This window comes from Rubinisphaera italica, from assembly GCF_007859715.1.
In the GTDB taxonomy this organism is placed as follows: domain Bacteria; phylum Planctomycetota; class Planctomycetia; order Planctomycetales; family Planctomycetaceae; genus Rubinisphaera; species Rubinisphaera italica.
Window position 1 is genome coordinate 1,630,935 of the sequence record NZ_SJPG01000001.1, and the last position, 24,939, is coordinate 1,655,873.

13 protein-coding genes are annotated in these 24,939 nt (G+C 49.4%); 5 read left to right on the top strand and 8 right to left on the bottom strand.

Annotated elements, in window-relative coordinates; translation table 11 throughout:
* Nucleotides 1-171: 171 nt before the first annotated feature.
* The gene (locus Pan54_RS06075; protein ID WP_242631234.1) at nucleotides 172-1,617 is read right to left on the bottom strand and encodes a DUF1501 domain-containing protein; all 1,446 of its coding nucleotides are present in this window, start codon (nucleotides 1,615-1,617) and stop codon (nucleotides 172-174) included.
* A gap of 28 nt (nucleotides 1,618-1,645) precedes the next feature.
* Entirely contained in the window at nucleotides 1,646-4,465 is a 2,820-nt protein-coding gene (locus tag Pan54_RS06080; RefSeq protein WP_165441610.1) for a PSD1 and planctomycete cytochrome C domain-containing protein, read from the bottom strand.
* 709 nt (nucleotides 4,466-5,174) lie between these two features.
* Between Pan54_RS06080 and Pan54_RS26260 the strand changes: the two genes are divergently transcribed.
* Nucleotides 5,175-7,289, top strand: coding sequence for a 3-keto-disaccharide hydrolase (locus tag Pan54_RS26260; RefSeq protein ID WP_242631235.1), 2,115 nt, complete (start codon nucleotides 5,175-5,177; stop codon nucleotides 7,287-7,289).
* Between the two features lie 418 nt (nucleotides 7,290-7,707).
* Here Pan54_RS26260 and Pan54_RS06095 read toward each other — a convergent pair whose 3' ends face one another.
* The 3 genes from Pan54_RS06095 to Pan54_RS06105 form a co-directional block, all read right to left on the bottom strand.
* On the bottom strand, nucleotides 7,708-9,870 hold the full coding sequence (locus Pan54_RS06095; protein ID WP_146502659.1) for a sodium:solute symporter family protein: 2,163 nt from the start codon (nucleotides 9,868-9,870) through the stop codon (nucleotides 7,708-7,710).
* Between the two features lie 615 nt (nucleotides 9,871-10,485).
* Nucleotides 10,486-12,033 carry a hypothetical protein gene (locus tag Pan54_RS06100; protein ID WP_146502660.1) on the bottom strand — a complete coding sequence of 516 codons (1,548 nt, stop codon included), beginning with the start codon at nucleotides 12,031-12,033 and terminating at the stop codon, nucleotides 10,486-10,488.
* A 4-nt stretch (nucleotides 12,034-12,037) separates the two neighbouring features.
* Nucleotides 12,038-12,253, bottom strand: coding sequence for a hypothetical protein (locus Pan54_RS06105; RefSeq protein WP_146502661.1), 216 nt, complete (start codon nucleotides 12,251-12,253; stop codon nucleotides 12,038-12,040).
* A gap of 1,161 nt (nucleotides 12,254-13,414) precedes the next feature.
* On the opposite strand from Pan54_RS06105, the gene Pan54_RS06110 reads away from it, so the two are divergent.
* From Pan54_RS06110 to Pan54_RS06125, 4 genes are all read left to right on the top strand, one after another.
* Nucleotides 13,415-13,804 (top strand): hypothetical protein, encoded by a 390-nt coding sequence (locus Pan54_RS06110; protein ID WP_146502662.1) that lies wholly within the window; start codon nucleotides 13,415-13,417, stop codon nucleotides 13,802-13,804.
* Between the two features lie 111 nt (nucleotides 13,805-13,915).
* Complete coding sequence (locus Pan54_RS06115) at nucleotides 13,916-14,716, top strand: sugar phosphate isomerase/epimerase family protein (RefSeq protein ID WP_146502663.1); 801 nt, start codon at nucleotides 13,916-13,918, stop codon at nucleotides 14,714-14,716.
* Between the two features lie 350 nt (nucleotides 14,717-15,066).
* Nucleotides 15,067-17,982, top strand: a complete 2,916-nt coding sequence (locus Pan54_RS06120; protein ID WP_146502664.1) for a PSD1 and planctomycete cytochrome C domain-containing protein — start codon at nucleotides 15,067-15,069, stop codon at nucleotides 17,980-17,982.
* 14 nt (nucleotides 17,983-17,996) lie between these two features.
* Nucleotides 17,997-19,445 carry a DUF1501 domain-containing protein gene (locus tag Pan54_RS06125; RefSeq protein ID WP_146502665.1) on the top strand — a complete coding sequence of 483 codons (1,449 nt, stop codon included), beginning with the start codon at nucleotides 17,997-17,999 and terminating at the stop codon, nucleotides 19,443-19,445.
* A gap of 334 nt (nucleotides 19,446-19,779) precedes the next feature.
* Here the strand turns inward: Pan54_RS06125 and Pan54_RS06130 are convergent, their stop codons facing one another.
* From Pan54_RS06130 to Pan54_RS06140, 3 genes are read right to left on the bottom strand one after another with little or no spacing between them, the layout of a single operon-like run.
* Entirely contained in the window at nucleotides 19,780-21,015 is a 1,236-nt protein-coding gene (locus tag Pan54_RS06130) for a hypothetical protein (RefSeq protein WP_146502666.1), read from the bottom strand.
* Complete coding sequence (locus Pan54_RS06135; RefSeq protein ID WP_165441611.1) at nucleotides 21,015-22,355, bottom strand: DUF1552 domain-containing protein; 1,341 nt, start codon at nucleotides 22,353-22,355, stop codon at nucleotides 21,015-21,017. Before Pan54_RS06135 ends, Pan54_RS06130 begins: the two co-directional genes overlap by 1 nt.
* A 19-nt stretch (nucleotides 22,356-22,374) precedes the next feature.
* Nucleotides 22,375-24,798: a DUF1592 domain-containing protein gene (locus Pan54_RS06140; protein ID WP_146502667.1), complete on the bottom strand. Its 2,424-nt coding sequence runs from the start codon at nucleotides 24,796-24,798 to the stop codon at nucleotides 22,375-22,377.
* Nucleotides 24,799-24,939: the final 141 nt, after the last annotated feature.

Here is a 24,939-nt window from a genome sequence, read left to right on the forward strand (position 1 = left end):
GGTCTAAACATGCACCGAAATATGCATAAGGGATAACCACAGCATTTGAGTCTGGCGAGACGATGCTGATTAATAAAAGAGAACGTTGCATCGCGTCAGGATTCTACTGATGCGACTGTTACCCAAGTGACTTGTTGGTGATGATGGCGCATTCTGGTGTCGCTCATAGTACTACGATAATAAATCATGCAGAACATGCCCGTGCACGTCGGTCAGGCGGAAATCTCGACCTTGGAAGCGGTAGGTGAGACGCTCATGGTCGATGCCCATTTGATGAAGTATTGTCGCCTGCAAATCGTGAACATGTTTTGGTTTTTCATCAACTCCAAAGCCGAGTTCATCAGTCTTACCGTGAATTAATCCTGGGGAAAAGCCACCGCCGGCGGCCCACATGGAATAAGCATCGATGTGATGATCGCGACCAGTGTTTTGGCGGACTTCGCCCATTGGTGTGCGGCCAAATTCTCCGCCCCAAACGACAATCGTTTCATCCAGCAGACCTCGTTCTTTTAAATCCCGTACAAGTGTAGCGGACGATTGATCGACTTCCCGGCAGATATCAGGCAGATGTTCTTCCAGGTTTTCAGTCGGTCCACCGTGGTGGTCCCAGTTCGTGTGATATAGCTGAATAAAGCGAACACCACGTTCCACGAGTCGACGTGCGAGCAGGCAATTATTTGCAAAGGAAGGCTTGCCCGGTTCGGCTCCATACTTTTTGAGTGTGGTTTCTGTCTCTTGTGAAAGATCCATCAGGTCGGGGGCACTCGATTGCATTTGATAAGCCATTTCATAGGCTGAAATTCGAGTCGAGATTTCTGAGTCTCCAACGGCTTCCAAATTGATACGGTTCATGTCTGAAACGGTATCGACAAAATTTCGCTCCTGTTCACGCGTGATACCTGCAGGGCTGGACAAATTAAGAATCGGTTCCGGGCCGTTGCGGAAAGGAACTCCCTGATAAGTGGTTGGTAGGAAACCGCTTGACCACAGCGCCGAACCACCCCGGGGACCGCGCGGCCCGGATTGCAGTACGACAAAACCCGGGAGATCCTTTGTCTCGCTGCCAAGACCGTAGGTGAGCCAGGAACCCATGCTCGGTCTTCCAGGTTGAGGAGATCCGGTATTCAAAAAAATCTTTGCCGGTCCATGATTGAATACGTCCGATTGCATTCCGTGCAACCAGCAGACATCGTCGGCGATTGCACGATGGTGAGGCAACAAGTCGGAAATTTCCTGCCCGCATTCTCCATAACGTCCGAATGTTCGGGGACTGCCCAGCAGAGTTTCATTTCCCTTGAGAAACGCAAATCGCTTACCTTCCAGAAAACTGGCAGGGGGAAGCTCACCATGATGTTTCCGTAATGCGGGCTTATCATTAAACAGGTCGAGCTGGCTCGGACCTCCGGCCATGAATAGAAAAATAATCGCTTTTGCTTGAGGGGCATGATGCGGCAAGCCAGATTGCTTTGAGTCTGACTGAGCCGATGCAGTTGTCGGCCTCTCCAATTCGCCGAGAGCAGCAGCTCCAATCCCCAGCCCACAATTTCGAAAGAAATGCCGACGGGTTTGATTGCTAAGGCTTCCCATCAGGTCACTCAGATGCGATGCAGGAATCATTGTTGTGTGATCTTTCTGTCTTCAATGATTATTGCCGAGTAATAAATTCATCTAAATTGATGAGCACACGGGCAACCATGACCCATGCGGCTTGTTCGGATGTAACTGGTTTGCCATCATCGCGTTGTCCGATAATGGTTGCCCTCAGTTTCTGATCCTGGTCGAATACTTTTTCTTGTGAATCAAAATAAGTATTTATTCGATTCAATTCTGAATTTGTGGCTTTGCGTGAAAAGCAGATTAGAAATGCATACTGCAACCGTTCGTCCCATGTCCCTGGTGCAGTAGAGATCCGCCTTCCGAGCGATTGAGCCATTTCGAAGAAGGCAGGATCGTTAGCGACCGTGAGTGATTGCAATGGTGTATTGGAACGATCTCGACGAGTACATGTTGTGTTAAACGATGGAGTATCAAATGTGCTCAACAAGGGATGAGGCGCACTTCTTTTAAAGAACGTGTACATGCCACGTCGATAACGATCCTCTCCTTTACTTGTGGGCCAACTGGAGTTGACTTGAGTGAAGGTGTAAACGCCATCCGGTTGAGGCGGGTAAACACTCGGTCCACCAATTCTTTCAGTCAATAAATCTGAAACCGTGAGTCCGGCATCTCGAATGAGTTCTGCATCGAGCCGAATACGCGATTGCCGAGCCAGATACTTATTGAGAGGATCAACGCGAAAAGCATCTTCCCTGGCTTCCGAAGCTTGCTGATAAGTTTTCGAAGTGACGATCAAACGAATCAGATGCTTAACCGACCAGCCGCTTGTCATGAATTCACTGGCGAGCCAATCGAGTAACTCAGGGTGAGTTGGAGGAGTACTTTGCAGTCCGAAGTCATTTTCGGTTTCGACCAACCCACGGCCAAACAGCTGCATCCAAATTCGATTAACGGTGACTCGAGCCGTGAGCGGGTTATCTTTTTGAGTCAACCAACGTGCCAGATCGAGCCGAGTCATCAAAGGAGATTCACTGTTTTGTCGACTATTGATCCCCGGCAAGAAATCAGGAGTTCCGGGTGTTACTGGCTCTGCCTTCCTGAGAAAATCTCCACGAATTAATCTGTGTGATTCCCGTGGTATTTTTAATTCCGACATTATCATAGTTGTCGGGATCGACTGAATCAGTTTTTTCTGGTCTGCTTCGAGAGAAGTTTGGATTTGAGTAAGCCGCGTCAATTCCGGGTCCGGCAAGCCAAGTAATTGGTGATCAGCTGCAGAAATCAGCAGCCGGAATCGACCGATGCTGTATTGCGGGTTTGCCATAGTCAGCGTCAACTGGAATTCCTGTTTGTCAGCGTTCGACTTGAGGGGTTGGCAATAAATTATCGCCTCACGATTCATGTTCATGTTTCCCTTAGTGACGTTGATTGCCCAGCCGGTTTTTAAGTTGCCATCAATCGCGTTTTTTATTGGAAACTGATTCTGAGAATGATCCGCGGTGGCATCGACCCATTGAGCGATCTGTTCGGTTGTTTTCAAATCAACTTCATGGAGTACAAAGTTCCCATTGCTGGCTCGTCCTGGTCCTTGCTTTGGCAATGAAGGATCGATGAGTGTTTCGAGCTTAATCGCCGAAATCTGTGCCAGCGGTGATGTGAACGTGACGGTATATTCTTCAGAGTTCGGATTGGTCCCGGACGCGAGAACAGAACCGTCTGGTAAAACAGTGAGGATGGCTCCACCAGCGGACGTGCTGTTTTCTGGTGTGATGGCCGTCCAAATTGATTCCGTCGAAATCGGCTCGCTGATCGTTGAGTCGAGTTGTTGTTTGCGTGCTTTTACTGCGGCAGTTGCGGACCTGAATTTCTCATTCAATTCTGCCAGTTGTTCGCGTTGCTGGTCAGAGGGGACCTGAAGTTGTGGTGAAATGGAATTGACATCCTGAGTGTGATTGAAAAAGGCAAACAGCCTGTAGTATTCCGTGTGAGTAAGTGGGTCATATTTATGGGTATGGCATTGTGCACAGCCTACCGTTAATCCGAGCCAGACCGCTCCTGTTGTATTCGTTCGATCGACAACAGCTTCATTCCGGAACTGCTCTTTGTCAGATCCTCCTTCTTGATTGACCAACGTGTTGCGGTGAAAACCAGTCGCTATCAACTGCTCTGGCGTTGGGTTCGGCAGGAGATCGCCGGCGAGCTGTTGAAGAGTAAATTCGTCGAATGGCATATCGTCATTGAAAGCATTGATCACCCAGTCACGATAGAGCCAGATTGATCGAGGGGAATCGACGGTGTAGCCATTGCTATCGGCGTATCGAGCTTGATCGAGCCAGTGTCGTCCCCATTTTTCGCCATAGTGGGGACTTGCGAGCAGACGGTCGACCAGTTCCAGATATTTCTCTGGCGACTCGCTGCTAATATAATCCTTCGCATCTTCAGCCTTGGGAGGCAAGCCAATCAAGTCGAGTGAAACGCGGCGGATCAATGTCGAGGGGGACGCCTTTTGAGATGGAGTCAACTGCAGTGACTCTAGCCGGCGACGAATAAAAGCATCGATAGGATGAATTGAATTCCCGTCCGCTCCATTCTCTGAGGCTGGGACAGGTGGAGACTTGATCGGCTTGAAAGACCAGTGTTGTTCATAGTTTGCACCACTGGAAATCCAATTCGCAAATTGCTCTTTTTGTTGCCCGGATAGTTCTCGACCGCTATCTGGCGGAGGCATCATGAGATCGGGATCGTCTGAAAGAATGCGACGCATTGCTTCGCTGGAATCTGGATCCCCGGCAACAATGGCTCGATATCCTCTTAAATCCGCTGTGGCTCCCTCATGAGTATCCAACCGTAAATCGGCGGATCGGGTCTGCTCATCTGGACCATGACATTTGAAACAGGTATTCGACAAAAGCGGCCTGATATCACGCGTGAAATCGACTGAGTTCGTCGGGTCAGAGTCTGCCGCTTGGCTATATTGTACAAAAAATGTACCCGCGAAAAGCAGAATGAAAATATGAAAATAATTTAGCAATGAAGGGTTTAATCGCGAGTAAGTCATACTGCAATCATCAATCAAACAAGGCGAGAAATTGGAGAGGCCATTCGGTCGATCAGGAACTCTTTAAACTACGACCGCATAAACAGTTTATTATACACGACTGACTGAAATCTGACTATTGTTTGCATGCTTTTTCAGTCCGGGAAACTGAACACATCATAAAGATCGTCAAAGGACGGACACTAACTAAAGTTCACCATAAGTCTCATGTGTGGTGAAAGGTTGATACGATGAATTAAAGCAAACCTTAAGTCTCGATAGTTGCTTCGCTTGCAGGGACGATATAGCATAGTTGAAAAGTGATCTGAAAAATCTGCACCGTTTTCGATATGAGCTCGCGTCCATTTCATTCAGATATGTCCTTCCACATTTATGACCACGTGATGATTTTTCGAAATGCGAATCTTCACAAACCTCGTGGTAACCACCCCGCCCAACAGGTATTTTTCTCAACGGAACTTCTAAACCGACTTTGCTTCGTGTTTGTATCGAAGTTGATTTTTAGTGGGACTGCAGAAAATATTACCCTGTAGAGACCATCAACCTGCGGAGAAAAATAATGTTACGTACACGTCGTTTCCCATCAGTAATTCTGATGACTCTAATAATGCTCGCAGGAATGAACCTGCTTACCAAATCGGTTCAGGCGGACGCCCCCAAGGGGTTTAAGCCAATTTTCAATGGAAAAGATTTGTCCGGTTGGAAAGGGCTCGTTGGTAATCCAAAGACTCGTGCATCCATGTCTGATGAAGAGCTGGCAACCGCGCAGTTGGAAGCGGACGAAGTTATGCGAGCACACTGGAAGGTAGACAATGGTATCCTCGTCTTTGATGGAAAGGGCAAAAGTCTTTGTACTGAGAATAACTATGGAGATTTTGAACTCTACGTCGACTGGAAAATCCTCGAGGCTGGCGACAGCGGAATTTATCTGCGAGGCAGCCCACAGGTTCAAATCTGGGATACCGAGTACGAACCGTATTTCCGGCACGGAGCTGAGAATGGTTCCGGATCGCTGTGGAATAATAAAGACAATCCGCGGTTCCCGCTTGTCAAAGCAGATAATCCGGTTGGAGAGTGGAACACATTTTACATTCGCATGATTGGCGAGCGAGTGACCATAAAGTTGAACGATCAACTCGTCGCCGACAATGTTGTGATGGAAAATCTCTGGGAACGCAACCTGCCAATTTATCGCAATGGACAGATCGAACTGCAAAACCATGGCAACACCCTTTATTTCCGAGAAATTTACGTTCGTGAAATTCCAGCGAGTGAGGCCAATGACCTTCTCCAAGCTCAGGAGGACAACAGTGGCTTCGAGAAAATTTTCAACGGGAAAGATCTCGCTGGTTGGACGGGAGCAGTCGACAGTTACAAAGTCGTGAATGAAAAACTCATCTGCAAAGAAGGAGTAGGAGGTTCACTCTTTACCGAAAAGAAATACTCGGACTTCGTTTCAACTTTGGAGTTTAAGCTTCCACAGGGCGGGAATAATGGGCTCATCCTTCGATACTCTGGCGAAGGTCAGCCACACATCGAAGGGCTTGAGTTACAGGTTTTCGACTCGGAAGATCCGAAATATGCCAAGCTCGATCCGCGTCAATACCATGGCTCAGTCTATGGGCTTGTACCAGCCCATCGTGGCTATCTACGCCCGACAGGAGAGTGGAACTTTCAGAAGGTTACGATGCGCGGATCGCAGATTAAAGTTGAACTGAACGGTACCACGATTCTCGACGCGGACTTATCGGAAGTTAAGGAATCAAAAGATGGTGAAGTTCCTCCCGGAGCGAAGCGTAAGAGTGGTCACTTTGGTTTTGCTGGTCATAATGATCCGGTCGAGTTCCGTAATATTGCGATTCGAGAATTACCGGGCGACCCAGCAGTTCCTCCCTCACGCGACACCGCAATCAGCCCGACCGATGGCCCGATTGAACTCTTCAATGGTCGCAACCTGGAAGGAATGTATACATGGATTCGTGATACTCAATACTCTGATCCCAAAAAAGTATTCACTGTTAATGATGGCATGATTCATGTTTCAGGTGATGGATATGGCGGTCTGATCACCAATGAATCTTATCGCGATTATCACCTCATCCTGGAATTTAAGTGGGGCGAGAAAACGTGGGGCGACCGAATAGATCGCGCGCGAGATTCTGGTCTTCTGGTTCATTGTTGGGGGCCGGATGGTGGTTACGCGAAAACGTGGATGGCATCAATCGAAGCTCAGATTATTGAAGGTGGAGTCGGTGACATCCTTGTGTTGTCAGGGACTGATCCCATCACTGGTCAGACTCTACCAACTTCTTTGACAGCTGAAATTACTAAGGATCGGGATGGAGAAAAGGTCTGGAAGAAAGGCGGAGAGCCAATCACAATTTCCAGTGGACGTATCAACTGGTTTGGAAGAGATGTCGACTGGGCTGATAAGATCAACTTTCGAGGAAAAGAGGACGTCGAGAGTCCATTCGGCGAATGGACTCGGCTGGAAGTGATCGCAGATGGCGGGCACTTAACTTATAAGGTTAACGGTGTAGTGGTTAACGAAGCCTTTGAAGCAAAACCAGATTTCGGAAAACTGCTTCTACAAACCGAACAGGCTGAGATATTCATCAGGCGTTTTGAATTATGGCCTATCGGAAAAGCTCCGAAAGATAAGCTGAAGCCATAACCGAAGCTCTGTAATGCTTTTTGATTTTCACACCGCACGCCATTGCTGGCCTGCGGTGTGTTTTTATGTCTTTTGTTCCGTGGTTCCGATCTGGCAAAGAATTGGCAAAATCTGCCCTGCAAAAAGATGCAGTGTTAAACCATTTCGAGCAATCCGTTCGTGAATAAAAAGCCTGACAGGTTTCCAACAGATGGTCATTTGAGTGACCCTCAATGACCGCCGTTTGGTTTTGAGATGATTGTCGGGCGGCACTACTATTCGACTGAACCACGTTTGCTATGGGCTGGAAGGTCCTCCGAATAGAGGAATCATTTCTCAGCACTGTTTTGCAATACAACAAATTTTGAAAATCGAAGTACAAATCTTATATCAACTCAAGAATGCCTCACTGTGCTATCAGTCTGAGTCTCTTTAAAAATTATGCCTTAATATTTGCTACCCATATTAACAGCGCAAGGATGATGAAACACACGACGACTGATACAAGGAAGCCGGTGATGTCTTTCCGACTTGGTTTCATAAATTCCCAGTCGGTGCCCGGTAGCAGACGGCGATCATCAAAACGAGTCGGGTTAGCGTAGGATTCAGCCAGTTTGGCTGTATCTTTCTCGGGATCAGGATCGACTTCCGTTTTCATCTTGGCATAATAACGATTCAGTTTTTCGGCGTTGCCTCGAGGAGTCACTAAGCTGACCAGCATCAGAAACACGAATGGCAGAATGACTCGTGGGGGGAGGCGCAGAGTTTCCAGCGTGGCTTTCGAAGCATCTGATAAATCGATGATCCCCAACCATTGATAGATCAGGAAGTCGATCTTTAATGGGCCTTCACCCTTGAATTCCCCGGTCCGCTTCTGGACCACGATACGTGTACCGTCTTCTGAAGTTTCTTCACGGACAGTCATCAGATTGGAATTATCCGCTCGAACATCATTCCAGAAGATCGACTCCCCACCTGTCGTCATTGAGAGTTGAATGGTTTCGCCCACAACGGCATCGGGAGGAGATGCCCCCAGTTTTTTCAATGCAGCGTCTAGTTTAGCAGGGTCATTGACGTATTGATTTTCTGCCTGAGCCTTCGCCGTTTCCCAGGCTTCTCGACGAGCAACATCGACTTCCGTTGCGGTTCGTTCGCGTGTAGTCGTGACGACTTCCGTGCTGACCGTATACGCCGGGTCGGTCCTCATCGACGGATTTAACACAGGCAATAGATATGGCAGTACAAAGAATACCATGCCCACAAAGCCAATCGTCAGCCAAACGGCCATCGCATTCGAACGTCGCCAGAAGATTCCTACCCAGAACGGGGCGGCGAATAGCAGCGGAAGTTCGATGGCGAGCTTAAACTGCCCAAACACATCGCCCATGACCAGCGAAACAATCGTTGCACCAACAATGATGGTCAGCCCCGACAGCCGGGCTATTCGCACGCATTCCTTTTCAGAAGCATTCGAATTTATGTACGGCGAATACACATTGCGCACCACAAGAGCACTCGTTACAATCATGTACGCATCAGCCGAACTCATCATCGCGGCCAGCAAACAGGCCAGCATTAAACCGACGAGACCCATATTCAGCGGCCCAAGAATCTCTCGAGCGGCGACTCCCCAAACCTTGTCGGGATCAGCTGCAATCTCTACGTTGCCTGCTAATAGAGCCAACGCAATCAAAGCGGTGATCGCCCAGCCAGCTGTGCAGAGTCGCTTCAGGAAGTTGCCGACAACCAGACCAATCCGAGCTTCATCTTCGCTTTTGGCAGAACCGCCGCCAGTTGCAATGAAGTGAGGTTGTACCACGATGCCAACAAGGGCCAGCAGTGTGAGTGAAAATATATACTGTGGCGGAAATTCTCCTGCACTCGGTCCCGTGAACAGGCCGAAATTCTCTGCAGAGACGCGTTGGTGCAAAATCGTGAATCCATCCAGCAGTCCTTGAGTGCTCGGATCGCCAAACTTCTCGACCAGTTCCCAAAGTCCGTATGGAATAAGCAGTATGGAAAGCAGGATAATAAAGATGCCCTGAATCAGGTCCGTCCAGTAGGCAGCTGTCAAACCACCGAGGACTCCGTACGCAATTACAATCATCGAAATCAGCGGTACCAAAACATACTTCAATTCCATGCCGAACATCATATCTGTACCCATCAGTGGCACAGAAAACTTTGCGATTGCGGACAGCATTGTCGACAGATAGAACATATAGAACAAAATCGCGAACGCCGTGTACGCAGCACCCAAAAGCTGTGATTGATAGCGTTCGACAAACCAGTCACCCAAAGTCAGGTGACGCATGCGACGATACCAAACTGCGGTGAACCAATAGACTGGAGTCACAAACAGCCACATCATCGCCGACCAGACACCGGAGAGCCCGCTGGTCCATACGGTACGCCCCACCTGAACGGGTTCATGAGCTCCCGTACCTGCTCCGAAGGCAGCGAAAGTTTGCAGCAACTTTCCAAAGCCGCGACCACCCATGAAGTAGTCTTCCTGCCCCTTGACTCGCCTCATTGCCCACAAGCCAATGGCGATCATGGTAATGAAGTACGTGATAATGACAACAAAGTCGATCGTGGTCATGTTGTGTGTCAAACAAAGAAGGTGGCGGGAATCAATGCTAGGACCTTATCATTCGAGGGTTAGAAAAGTCAAATATGTAAAGCCTTCAATTCAATGGATTATTTGATGGTAAACACATTCAGTGAAATAAGAGAAAAAATGGACAAGCCAGACCTATCCCCAATTATGGTAGAAACAACTCATTTGGAGCATCTCTAAATGTAGTGTGCCTACACATGTCCGATGATTTTCCAAACGATGGGTCCCGATATGATTCGACGGTCCTCGCCTTCAGATGCAACCTTCAGATCCATTCTCTTTGGGATAATTCACCAGGGCATGTTGCCCGGACTGCGACCGCAGTTCATAAGAACTCTGTGACTACAGTCCGTAGTCCTCGGCACCTGTCAACTACTGTTGATTACCGGCTTCAGCGCATCCTGATTCATTTCCATAAAACGTGATGTTTGCTCAATTCGAACCTCACGCTTGATTTCTGCAAGATCATGCAATTCATTCTCAAATCAACAGTTGGCCGTATATTGTTTCAATCTCGCGCTCTTCTTTATGTTCTGATCATGCTTCTCAATATTTCATGGCAATTCGAAAGATAATTGCGGTGTTGGTTGGGAGCAATCACAGTTGCTTGAGGAATTCCTCTACCTGGGCAGTGAACAGCTGCAGCCAACCTGGGCCGACCAGGGAATCGCAGTCTTCCTGTGCACAGCCGGGATTGTTGAGTTGGTCATCGGTAGGCGCGTAATACAGATACCCGTTCGTATATCCAGCCACAAAGGTGGCATCACGCGGAGCGTTCTGTTTGATGTCGAGTCCGATCTGGACGGTCAGTTCGCCGGGGAAGGTGACGAGGGTGAATTCGCCCACCCGCAGTCCCAGAATTTCGGCATCGACGGTTGTTGCGTTCAGCGCCTCAGATTTCGCCTGATGCCGTTTGAGCAGGTTGACGTTAGTCTTCACCCGCGTGAGCTCTTCCATGGTGTGAATGTTGCGGATGTAAGCTTCCAGATTCCTGCGGTTCTCTGCGTCGAGTCTCTCCCAGTCATCGCGGCCGATCAGCTGATCGTGCAGATACCCGTGAGAATAATATGACGGATACTTTTCGGACAGTTTGTACTTGACCAGCAAGGGCACAAAAGTTTTTAAATTCAGGCTTGTGCCCGTTAGTGCCTCGACGAGCCGATCCTGCTCCGTCTGCAGCGAAGCGATCCGCGACGTGTGATCGGCCCGTGGTAACTGCAACGTCGTGTGTAGCATTTTGAAATCGGTTGTTGTGGTGCATTTAATCTGCCGAATTGCTTTGAGCGTACTCAAGCCGAGTCGATTTCCCAGATGTTCGGCATGTCGAGGCACGCTAACATCTTTATACATTATGGGATTGATATCCCCCGCGCAGCCCTGCACAAATAGAGCGATTGTGTCCGGGCTGAGATTGTCTTCGATCACCGCCGAGGCGTAGCCGGTCATATCAGCCGTATTGCCAGCCGTGCGGGGCGTACCCAGAATCGGATGACAGGCAAAGTTATACAGCACTGCAAGCGTTTCCCCGTTGAGCCGATCCAGCCTTAGGACTCCAATCTCGGGATCAATCGGTCCGATCTCTGCGACCTCTTCATCGGCTGGCAGCGAATAGGCATGCCGCACATCGACCTGTTTGCCATTTTTGAGCAGCAGCCGTCGGTTTTCCATCACTCGGTTTTCAAAACCAGTACCCCAGCCGACCCGCACCGGCTCCAGTTTTTCGTAAGCTTGTTTAACGACGGCAATCGTGCGGTCGGCCACATCCGTGCAGACAACACCATGGCAGTGGCTGGCATTGACGAGCAACCTCGTCGGATCGAGCTGCAAATCCTGTTTCAAAGCGGCCCGCACCGTCGGTAGAAAATCATTTTTGATCGGTCCGATCTCTGCAATCGCAACCACATCAAGCGTCACAATGACCGCAGTTGTTTCTCCATCGCTGAGCACCAGTGCCCGCGCCCACAAATGTTCGGGAGGTTCGGCAACGTCCCGATTTGTAATATCAATCTTCGCCGCTCCAGCTTTCAGTTCGGCTTGTACCCGCGAAACCCCAAGCCCCCCGAACACGGCCATGCAGGCCGCCAGCAACAGTAAAAACCGGGAAGATGTCAGCTGATATCGTGAACCCGTCTCGTGAAATTTCATATCGTCATTTCATGTTGAAGCAAAAAATAGCCTGAAACAAAACGCCGGTCGACGTAATTGCGCCGGTCATCTCAATCTCTCTAAAATACTCGTTGTCGTTGAGCAGCACGTGAACCACTTCGGCGACCGATTCATTATATCGATGCCTGCACGTCAGCGTCGATAATTGTAACCCATCGCCAGCCGATGCCAGTCCGGGCAGATGTCCATTGGGGGACATCTCCAGCGATTCTTATTGAATCATCGCCTCGATCAGGAAAACGGAAAGGGCAGCAATGATCATCAAGCAGAATATGAAAACCTCTGCATATGAACGAACTTCAGACAACACCAGTCAACCACACCAACCAATCAGTCAGCAAACATCCATTCGACTTGATTATTCCACAATATTCCGCTCAAAACAAGCCGATACTCCGACCTCTCACCTTTTCTATACTCGGATTGAACCATAAAATCTGTCAAAAAAAATGGCGATCCTGAACTTGTCGCGGAACAATTACGGCATTCGATTGAACAACGCGCCACCGAAATGCGAATAACGATGGCACAGGCATATCGGTGGCATCGCTGGTTCAACCGCTTTCGCCCAAAATAAGAAAACGCTCAGATCCTTTATGTGATTGATGATCTGGATGATGTATGGAGCAATGTAGAAACGCGATATGCACGACTTGCAGACCGGAATGGAATCAACCAGCCGGGATGGTAGAACGAAGAACGGGGGCTTTGCAACTTGCAGCAAGATGTGAAACTCATTAATCCGCATAACAAAATATTTCACCGGAGTTGCAGACTGGTCGAATCTGAATTCGGAGTCGCTGATGATCAACCCAGATGATCATGAACTTTATTTCGACGAATCAGCAGTTGAACCGCCTTTGCAGTCGCGCCGAGAAAATACTAATTCAAGCACAATAGGCCACGTGAGCCGGGTTCGGATTTCGCAAAACATGAACCTGTTGAACCAGGCTACTGAGGTTCAGTAAGCGATCCGTTTTTTACCACGGGTTGAGCAGAGGGATCCGATGACTGAGTGGGAGCTTAGGTAGGTTGTTTAGGTGCAGGATTGGGGGGGAGCATTTCGGAATCTGGTAGTAATTGCAAATCGATTTCATAACCTGATCATAACCTGATGTTGTCGCGGCGAACTTAATTTAATGATATCGTTCTTGAAGAGCCCGAAACCGGAGAGTACTCTTAATGGTGTTGTGAAAAATACGGTCATGTACCAAATTCGATGCGGTATCGTATCCTGATGGATCATCAGAAATTCGTCGCAAAATGCCTGGCCATTCTTCTGTTTATGAGTTATTTGATCCCTACTCGACCGCAATAAAGCGGTCAAATATGACCTTACTTCGGCGGACAAATACCTGCCATGCTGCTTACACGTATGTTCCATAAACTTCATGCTATTTTAGAGAAGGCATTTCACCGCCGGAAGGAGGAGTTGCGGCTCTCAGTTAGTGACGCTGAGGTTGTGTTATTCAAAAATGATACAGAGGTATGGAGATTTCGCTGGGATTTAGTCGCAAGGATTGTGACTTGCAAGCGAGACTTATTCAGCATGGATTTGATTTGTTTGGATTTTTTTATGGATTCGCAGCAGTTGAACTATTCAACGCATGAGGAGATGCAGGGATTTCAAGATTTAAGCGAGCAAATACGCCGCCTGTTTCCTAGTATCGGCGAGGGCTGGTGGTCAGAGGTCGCATTTCCAGCATTTGCTACGAACCAAAAGATTTTGTATGACAAGCTAGAAAGCTAACACAGTACTGAAGCCAACCTCCAACCCGCGTTTGGATTTGTCGCTTCGGATTTCTGGTTTGCGGATGTCACTGTTCAGCAGCGGCTCAGCATTAGATCGTTAGACAACAATATGAAACCATACTACCTCATCATCTCATTCATTCTGACCATGTGCGTGACCGCACGAGCGGACGATGCTTTTAAGCCGGAGTTCTATGCTTTCTTTAATGGTATGCCGCCCATGTCTTATGAGGATGAGGCGATAATGCTCAAGGGGCTTGGATACAATGGTATTAGCCAGATCTATGTTGGCGGGGACGAGTTGGAGCAGCGTGTCGACGTATACAGGAAGCACGGACTCAAAGTGTTAAGTGTTTATCTCGGAGCATCAGATAAGCCGATAAACGCCAATCTCGTTAAATCACTGGAAAATGGCGGTATGATCGAGTTGACGGTTAAGAATATTTCGCCGGAGGTGATCGAGTCTATTCGCCAGACAGCGGAGATGGCGGCGCAGTTAAATATTCGCGTGGCAGTCTACCCGCATCACGGAAACGCAGTGGCGACGATGCCACAGGCGATCGACCTTGTCGAGAAGGTGAGCCACCCGAATCTCGGCATCATGTTCAATCTCTGCCACTTTCTTAAGAACGAAAAAGCGGAGGACCTGGAGAGTGTCCTTGGGAAAGCTGCTCCTTACCTCTTCTCAGTCAGTACTTGCGGCGCCAACTTGGATGGAAAGAATTGGGACACACTAATTCAAACGCTCGACAAAGGCACTTTTCCGCAGAAGCGACTCTTCGCGGCACTAAAAAAATTGAATTTCACAGGTCCGGTTGGATTGCAATGTTTCGCCGTGAAAGGTGATAAGCGCACCAACCTTAAGAACTCCATCGATGCATGGAAAACGATTCTTAATGAACTTCAATAGAGTGCACTGGCTCAGGACCATTGAGACGCCAGCTATTCCTGGGTAAGTCCAAACACAATTATCATAATTTGAGGTGAGCGGAGTGTAAGAAACGAAGAATGAGAGAATGATGAGAATTCGCGATTCGACCAGTAAAATCCCCCTTTGATTGGAGTAGACTTTGCGACTTGAATTGGGGGAAAGGTACAGACGAACTCACAGTTTGGCGGCAAAATTTTAAATCGTTCAGGAAGTGTGATTGCAACCTTTGTGGGGTTTGGAATCGCAGACAGCAGAACTTTGATCACTTTGGCTGAAGTGGATGCGAAAATCGTTCTGGCGATTCGTTAGATCGAGAGGAGAATAAGAGGATGAAATATTTTTCCCTGGCTTTCCTTTTGCTTGCATCCCCAATGTTGCATGCCGATGAAAATTTTATCTCGAAGATCGAGCCATTGCTTCGAAAGCGTTGTTTTCAGTGCCACTCTCACAACCATAAAATCAGTGCGGGACTGTCGCTTGATTCCAGATCAGGTTGGGAATTGGGTGGAGATTCTGGGCCCGCGATTATTCCTGGGAATCCCGATGAGAGTCTGCTGATCGACATGATCAGCCTGGAGCAGATGCCTCCAGAAGAAAAGCTGCCAGCAGAAGAAATTGCACTGCTGGTGGAGTGGGTAGAACGTGGGGCACCTGATCCCCGAAAACTGAACAATGCCCACTCGGATCCACTTGACTGGTGGTCGCTAAAACCACTCAAGAAGCCATCGGTTCCTGGGAATGGCCATCCGATCGATGCTTTTATTCGGTCCAAACTGACGGAAAAGGGACTTCAACCCACAATACAAGCCGATCGGCGAACCTTGGTTCGTCGGCTTTACTACAACCTGCACGGTCTTATGCCGACACAATTGGAAATCGAAGCCATTGCCAACAAACAGGATGAATTTTCCTGGAAAAAACTCGTCGACGAATTGTTGGCGTCGCCTCGATACGGAGAGCGGTGGGCGCGGCATTGGCTGGACGTGATTCATTTTGCAGACTCCCATGGATGTGAACATGACGTGAAGCGACCAAATGCCTGGCGATTTCGGGACTACGTGATTGATCGATTGAATGCGGATGTGTCTTGGGGGAAATTTATTCGAGAACAGTTGGCGGCTGATGTGTTCTATCCTGACGATCCACAACTCACCGCGGCGTTAGGTTTCATTGCGGCTGGACCATTGGAGTTAAGTCGTGCGAGCACAGCACCCGTTACTTTTGATTACCTTGATCGAGACGATATCGTCACCCAGACAATGGCTGCTTTTGCAAGCACGACCGCAAATTGTGCTCGCTGCCACACTCATAAATTCGATCCAATCTCGCAAGAGGACTACTACGCACTACAGGCCGTTTTTGCAGGCGTAGGGAAAGGAGATCTCGAATACGATGCAAATGCGGAGGTGAAGAAACGACGGCAGGACTTAGAGAATTTACGATCGGCTATTGCCCGGCGGGATGAGACGGTATTGCTCGCAGAGCCGTACATTAACATTGTCAGTGAATGGGAAACTGCCTGGCAAAAACAACCGGTGGCATGGGCGGTCCTGGAACCGGAGGTCTTTGTGACCACAGGTGGTGGAACCTTAACTCAGCAAGACGATGGATCAATCTTTGCTGAAGGCGAAGTCAGCGATCAGGAACACTACATCGTCACATCGGAAATCCATAGGAAACGACTTTCGGCAGTTCGATTGGAAGTCTTAAAAGATGAACGTCTCCCTGAGGGAGGTCCGGGACGTGCAGCAAACGGAAATCTTCATCTGTCCGAGGTCAACCTCCATTGGTTTCCAAATCATGCTGATGGGGCGGTGAAGCTGAATATTGCTCGGGCATCGGCTGATTTTGATCAGGAGGGTTGGACTTCCGCCCAGGCAATTGATCACGAACTCAAAACGGGATGGGCTATCTATCCGAAGGTTAACGAGTCACATCAAATCGTCTTTGAACTTTCAGAATCCGTTGATGTGTCTGCTGGTGGTAAACTGGTCGTGACTCTGAAGCAGCTATATCCGCCTAAACACCTTATCGGAAAGTTTCGTCTGTCTGTGACCGATGTTGAGGGGGGTATCGCAAAAGCCCTCCCAAAGGCTGCATTCGAAGCGCTGAACAAACCGGCTGATCAGAGGACGACTGCCGAATCTGATGCGGTCGCTGCAGTTGCATTGGAACAATATGTCGAAAAGGCACTGGCAGCCTTGCCAGCAAAATTGGTCGTCTACGGAGTTTCCTCGTCATGGTCGCATGCAAAAAGACTGGCGAATCCACAGGAGCCAAAGGTCGTTCACCTGTTACGAAGAGGAGCAATTGATCAGCCGGTTCACGAAGTGGGGCCGGGGACACTCTCGGTTATTCCAAGTCTGCCAGCTCGATTTGAAAATATAGATTCAAAAAAAGAATCGTTACGACGAGCGGCTCTTGCCGATTGGTTAGCTCATCCAGACAACCCACTGACCTGGCGAAGTATCGTAAATCGCGTCTGGTATTATCACTTTGGTCGAGGGCTCTGTGAAACACCGAATGATTTTGGGAGAATGGGAGGTAAACCGACACATCCTGAGTTATTGGACTGGCTCGCCGTGTGGTTTCGAGATGAAGCGAAGGGGTCTCTCAAGGAGTTGCACAGGTTGATTCTTACGAGCGAAACCTGGCAGCAATCGAGCTTGGTGAACTCAAACCCGATTGACGTCCAAAATCTTTTGCTCTGGCGTATGAACCGCAGACGCCTGGACGCGGAAGTCTTCCGCGACTCTGTGCTGCAAATTACGGGACGGCTCGACCTGACAATGGGCGGACCGGGAATTGAACAATTCAATAAATCGCAGGGACCACAAGCAACACCTTCTCTAGACTATTCCGCCTATGACTGGAATTCGGAGAATGCCGGACGCCGTAGTATCTACAGAGTTGTTTGGCGGGGAATTCCAGATCCATTCATGGAAACGCTGGACTTTCCCGATATGGCCCTACTGACTCCGAAGCGCGGCTTCTCAGTCTCTGCCCTACAGTCTCTTATGTTATATAATGACGATTTTGTCCTGAATGCCTCGGTCTGGCTTGCTGAAAGCATCAAAAGAGATGCTTCCCAGAAGGATTGGGTTCGACGAGCCGTCGGTCTGTGTTGGCTGCGTGAGCCAACAGCCTCAGAGGCAGAAGCGTTTGAAACTTTCGTGAGGACGCATGGCATGGCCGCACTCTGCCGGGTGCTGCTCAATAGTAATGAATTCCTCTTTGTCGATTAGCGAGCATGTCCAATATGAAATCATTTGATTCGGCGAGTCAGCGACGTGAGTTTCTCTGGAAGATTGGAGGAGGACTGGGTGGGATTGCAATGTGCCAAATCCTCGCTCGGGATGCCGCTGCCTCGAATGGTTCCGCAATCGAAGAGGGACTGCATCACCCGCCAAAAGCGAAACGTGTCATCCAGTTGTTTATGACGGGCGGCGCCAGCCCGATGGATACCTTCGACTACAAGCCTGAACTAATCAAGTTACACGGCCAGAAGTTGGGGCCTAATGAAAAACCTGAAGGATTCACCGCCATGCCCGGTGCAATCATGAAAAGCCCTTTTGAATTCAAACAGCATGGAGAATGTGGACGATGGGTTAGCAGTGTGTTTCCTCATCAAGCCAAGTGGGTCGATGAGATGGCTTTCCTTATGGCGATGTCCTCAAAGACGAATGTCCACGGCCCTGCAACTTATATGATGAACTCCGGTTTTCTCCTCCCCGGTTTTCCCTGCATGGGGGCCTGGATCTCCTATGGTCTGGGAAATCTCAGTGACAACTTTCCGACTTTTGTCGTCTTACCCGATTCAAAAGGGTTGCCATACAACCAGCGTGGACCATTCTCTTCGGGCTTTTTACCTGCCATTCATCAGGGAACGGTCATCAATGCCGGGTCACCAAATCCAGTGCCAGCTCTTTTTCCTCATGAGAATTTCAAATTTGCAACCAAACAGTCCGACCATGATGGCATGAAGCTCCTGCAACAAATCAATCGGGCTCATGCCGAATTGAGACCTGATGATACCCGTTTGGATGCCCGAATTCGTTCCTATGAACTGGCAGCCAAGATGCAGCTTTCCGCGCCGGAAGCTTTTGATCTGAGTCGTGAAAGCGATAGTACGCAGAAGGCTTATGGTTTAGGTGAAGCGGTCACAGATGATTTTGGCCGTCGTTGTCTTCTGGCAAGACGCTTGATTGAACGAGGAACACGATTCGTCCAGGTGTGGAGTGGACCGCAAGGAGCTACTGGCAATTGGGACAATCATGGCAGCATCCCTAATGAGCTGCCACCAATCGCAATGAGCGTCGATCAGCCGATCGGGGCACTCATTGGTGATTTAAAATCTCGCGGACTCTTTGAAGATACCTTGCTCATTTGGACAACAGAATTTGGCCGTACTCCATTCGCTCAGGGTGGAGAAGGTCGGGATCACAACGGGGGAACCTTTGTTACATGGTTAGCAGGAGCCGGTATCAAACCAGGAATGGCCCATGGCAAGAGTGATGATTGGGGATATCAAACAGCCGAGGGGCAGACATACTGCTACGATTTTCACGCGACGATCCTGCATCTCTTAGGGCTTGATCATACTCGACTGACATTCCTCCAGAATGGTATCGACCGTCGCTTGACTGATGTGCATGGACATGTCATCCATGAGATTCTAGACGAAGCAAATGCTTCTCAATCCAAATAAGTTCCCGCATTGGAATGACACTACACTAAGTTCTCAAAAACTGTATCGCACTCCGTTATCGAGCTTTAAAACATCTCTACCTACTATCAAAGCTGGAATGCATCACTAGACCATTTTCAAATGGTATCTGCAGACGCGTGAACACGAAATGTCCTAAAACGCTGTGTTTGCTCCTGTTTATATTGCTATTGGACAGGCAACTATCCTGAATTTCCTCCCGATAAACCGATGGGAGATCCGTATTCTCCTCATCTGGTTAATCTTGCTGGGGAATGGTCCGGCTTCTGGTCAAGTCTGTCGGTGATAGAGTCCGTATGAACGGTTACGGTGCTATTCACTTCAGGAATAAATCTGGACTGGGCCAACGCTCCTCGAAACTGCGAACTCGCTCCTCAACTGGCGGTTTGACATTCGGCCACCCCTGAGGGCGAATGCGGACAATACGTCCCGGGCGGAAGCCTTCCAGAATAAGCGGGACCTCGAATTGAATCTGAATGCCGCTGCTTCCCAACGGAGGATCTTTTTCTGCAGTTTCTACAGATAATATCTTTCCATCCATACCATCATGGTCGGGCCACCAGGTCCGTAGCGTATTTTCGGCTGCAGCCATTTTGCCGCCAATTCCTGGCTTGAAGTCTGCGTATAAGTTGTCATCCATACCACCAAACAAGCTGGCTGTTATAGTGGCCTGGCCGAATTCGCCGTACTGGATCGTATCCACTCTTGCAGGCATCCAGCGTGTGTGGATGTGGCGAATATGCCGTTGGCGTTGACGCTCCATGGCGACATTCATCGCGGTTTCATCAAGCCAGAGATCGGAGACATGAAACTGCTGATAGAGATATCTGGGATGCCAGGTGAGGGCGAGTTGGATATCCTGACCATCGAACAGTTTCTTTCCCGATGCAGGCCAGAATCCTTCAGTGATGAGGTCTTCGAGTCCGAGCAACTCCCGGCCGCGCCAAATGCGTGTCGAGGCATCGATCGTGAATTGATGTTCGCCATCTAGTCCCTCACCGCCATCTGCTCTGTCGAGACGAGCGGTCAGATGACTTTCTGAATCATTGATATCTACTTCCTTGAGCTTCCAGGCTTTTCCTTTGCGCAGGCAAAGGCTTGGGCCATCTTCTAACAGAATTGCGTGAGTTTCCGGTGGAGCGGTTTTGTCATTTCCTTTAACGTTGGGAACGGCGGACGTTTCAGGGTCGGGCGGCAGGTAAAAGAGTCCGTATAGTACTGTGCCGATGGGAATGTCTCTCAAGTCGGCTGGTGCACCGTGGTAGTGGATTTCGCCGTAGGGGAGCATGGCGAAGTGATGCAGTCGGCCCTCCTGGAAATGACCATTCACATGCAGACGCAGGCTACCACGGCGATTCACATGGTCGACAAAAACCAGTTCTCCCCGATAGGCTTTGGCCTCTTCGATCGGTGGAAACGTTCCCGCTTCCGGTCGGAAAGGTTCGTCACCATGAACTTCGCCGAAGAAACCAATAAGAATGAACAGCAGGATGTAACCCGGAAATCTTCGACGATTTATCTTGATCAAATTCAATAATTGGGCACGGTTCATCACAACTCCAGTTCGCTGTTGCTGTCCGCAAAGCGATCAGTTTCCACGCCCATTTTTTGTGCCATCGTCAACAGCAGGTTACTCATGTGAGCGTTCTCATTGGCAGGGCGACTGCATAGGCGATAATGCTGGCCGGGATCGTCGAGTTGGTAGCCATCGAAATGGCCCTGATTGAGATCGAGATGGCGACCATGCTTGAATCCACAGCCAGTTCCACCTGCAAGAACGAGAGGCAGGTTGGCATTGCCGTGACTGTGCCCGTAAGCCATGCCACTGCCGAACAAGGACATTGTTGTATCGAGTAAAGGACGACCATCAAAATCTGGAGTCTCGGCCAGGCGAGTTAAAAAGTAACTGAACTGCTCTACGCTGAAAGTGTCACTTTTTGTGAGCTTTTCCATGTGTCCAACATCACCATTGTGATGGCTCAGTTCGTGACGCGACTGAGAAATACCGAGTTCCGGAATTGCCAACCCTTGACCTTCAAGTCCACTACTGAAAGTGACCACGCGAGTGGCGTCCGTTTGGAAGGCGAGCAGGATCAGATCATAGACGGTTCGGAAATAATCCCCCGCCTGAGTCTGAGGAACATCTCGATCGTTTCTCTGGCGATCAGTCTCGGAGATCTCAGGACGCGGGACATCAAGCCACGCATCGGCACGTTTGGTACGAATTTCAGTTTCGCGAACCGCAGTGAGGTACTGATTCATTCGGCCCTTATCTTCGACTCCCATTTTTCTCTCAAGGGAGCGGACTTCTTCGAGATTGGCATCAAGCACGCTTCCCTTACGGCGAAGTTCCCGCCGTTGAGAATCAGTACCATTCTTCGGTTCTTCAAAAAGATAAGCAAAAATCTCACTGCAGCGGCTCATCCCCGGGAGTCGGATTCCATCTGCAGTCCAGGCCAGCGACTCGCCTTTATTGGAGATTTCCAAGGAATGGAAACGAGTATGCGGCGAGGTTACCTCTGCCATCTGCTGATCAACCGAGATCGTATTGCGATCAGTCGGACCAAGATGACCACCCGTGAGCCAGATCTTCTGACAATTATGATGATGCCCTAATCCGCCCGGATGATGCAAACCACTGATCGGAGTGATGACACCACGATGCTTCTCGAGCGGTTGGAGAGAACGTGAGAATGTATAGTCTTTATTCGGTGTTGTGATTTGATAATCGAGTGTGTTGACTCCATTGGGGATATAAACGAAAGCACTCCGTCGTGGAGTTTCAATTTCTGCTGCTCGCAGGGGGCGCATGCCGTTCAGAAGCGGCAGTGTAATGAAACTACCAAGTCCACGCAGGACATGACGGCGATCAATCAGCCAGGAATGTTTCATATATTACTCTATAAATTGATTAACGTTTCTGGAATAAATCGGACATGGTGACAACTCGAACGATGTCCTTCAATTGATACTGCTTCAGCTTCGCTTCCTTTACAATCTCTTCGATGTCCTCTCGGTCATCAACGGTAAGAACGCGACGTAAGCCGTAGGTGCATAAGTGCTCGACGAAAGCGTGCAGAAATTGATCGCGATCTTCTAGTAGCAGCTGTTTGAATTGTTCTGCATCGGTGAAGGTCCGACCGTCTGGCATGGTGCCACTGGAATCGACAGGGGGGTCGGCTCCGGTCCCTTTCTCGACTCTCTCATGAGTCCGCCATTGACCGATGGCATCGAACTGATCGAATGCCAGCCCGAGCGGATCGATATTGCGATGACAGGCGGCACAGTTCGCATTCTGTGCGTGAGCCTCGATTTTTTGTCGGATCGTCGCCTTGGGACTTTCTGGAGGATTGGGTTCGATGGGATCGACATTGGCAGGTGGTGGAGGTGGTGTTTTTCCGAATATGGCTTCACTGACCCAGACACCTCGATGAACTGGACGATGTCGTGTGCCATCGGAAGTCAGTCCGAGAATGGCTCCCGTTGTCAGTAGTCCACCTCGGTGGTCCTCGGGACGTAATGTAACTCGCTGAAAACCAGATGTCTTCGGCTCAGGCAGGCCGTAGAATTCGCACAATCGCGGATTGGCAATCGTCCAATCAGAGGCGATGAAAGTATTGACGGGAAGGTTGTTTGCAAATACTTCGCGAAAAACCTGAATCACTTCCTCGTGCATACTCGCTTCCAGCCAGACATCATAATCTGGATACAGTTTGCCATCAGGTGGAAACATGCCAAGTCGATGGAGTTGCAGCCATTGACGCGGAAAGTCGTCGATAAAGCGATTGATTTTCTGATCCGCAAGCATGCGATCGATTTGCGAAGCAAGTCCGTCACCAGTTAGTGTCCCGTTTTGAGCAGCATCAAACAATTTCTGATCGGGCATGGAACTCCAGAGGAAATACGAGAGTCGCGAGGCCAGTTCCCAGTCGGTCAATTGCTGGCGTGGCTGGATATCGCCTTCAACGAGATAGGTGAAATTGCGAGAAGTCAGCACACCCAGTAGAGCGACTCGATAAGCCGAATTGATGCTCTCGCCAGCAGCGAGTTCGGTTTCGTAAGAGCTCAGATAGAATCGGAGTTCTTCTCTGGCAACAGGTCGTCTCCATGCACGTTCCGCAAATTGCTGCAGATGATTTGCAACCACTTCCGGTGTTGCATCATCGGGAGGAAATATACCCGCGCGTGTCGCACGCTCGGTTTGACTTTCAATGGGGCCTTCCCATTCAATCCAGTCCAGAAGGACAAATGAGAAAATTCCATTCCCCGCTTCATCGAATAATTTGGGGCCAGTCGGATTCAACAGTCGGGTTTCACTGGTATGAGTGAAAATATAGTTGGAGCCACCCAGAATATTGCGATGGTGTCCGCCTTTATCGCGAGAGATGATGTCCGAAACGACAACATTGAACTCAAGACTGGTGGGCATCTCGAGGAAAACTTCAAACTCGATGATCTCCGGCTCATCTTCCGGCGCGAGGATATCGAATTCGACCAGTCCCTCGTTAGTGCCTTCTCCTGTTCGTTCCCCGATGCGGAGGTGAGCCGTCTGACCTCCCTGTGGACGAATTCCGCTGACCTGCATTCTCGCGCGATACAAACCGCTCTGTTCTGATCCCGTCCGGCCAAACCAGTGTGGCCTCAATGCCTGCAAATCCCGACCAGGAAAGATGAGTGCACGGAGCGGCCGCTTGATTCCAAAACGATCGAGGTACTCCTGTTGCTGTTTTCCGCCACCGTACCGAATATCAGCGGCTGTCATACGCACAGTTTGAGTTTCGGGAGGCTTGTCGGGAAATGCACGGTTTAGGACGGTCTCAGCGGCACGATAATATCGCTCGACATGCGAAGGCGACAGAGAAAGAAATGAGCCGATTCGCTCAAAGCCGTGCCAGAGTGGATCGGCATTTAATTCGCCCGGCTTGGCTGGATCATAGCGAACACCTAGTAAATCGTAGACGGTATTCTGATATTCCTTTCGGCTCAGTCGGTAGTGTGCGACCGGCGGTCGGGCCGCCATGCGAGCAGCGCGTCCTTCTCGGATTTGGGTATCAAGTTGTGTAATGACGGCTGCAATCTCATTTTCGGTGGGCTGAGGTTCCTCTTCGGGTGGCATTTCGCCTGAATTGATCCGCTCAACGATTTCTCCCCATAAGTGGGCATCTTCGCCGGATTTGAAATCTCGCGACAGCTGATCGATCCTCAGGTCTCGTTCCACTTTTTCAGGACCGTGACAACGCAGGCAATGACTATTCAGAAACGCCTCAAACGGTTCTGCAGCTGAAACGACTGCCACACCTGAAAGGTATGCAAATAATATGAAACAAAATCGCATCGAGAAAACTTAAGTTAAGCAAAGCAGCCAGGAGGTCTTCATCATAAACTTTTAGCAGAGAGCGCTGGGCTACGTTCGCGAGGTTTGAAAAACTTTGTATTCATACAATAAAGGAATTGGATCAATCTTGACTACATCAAC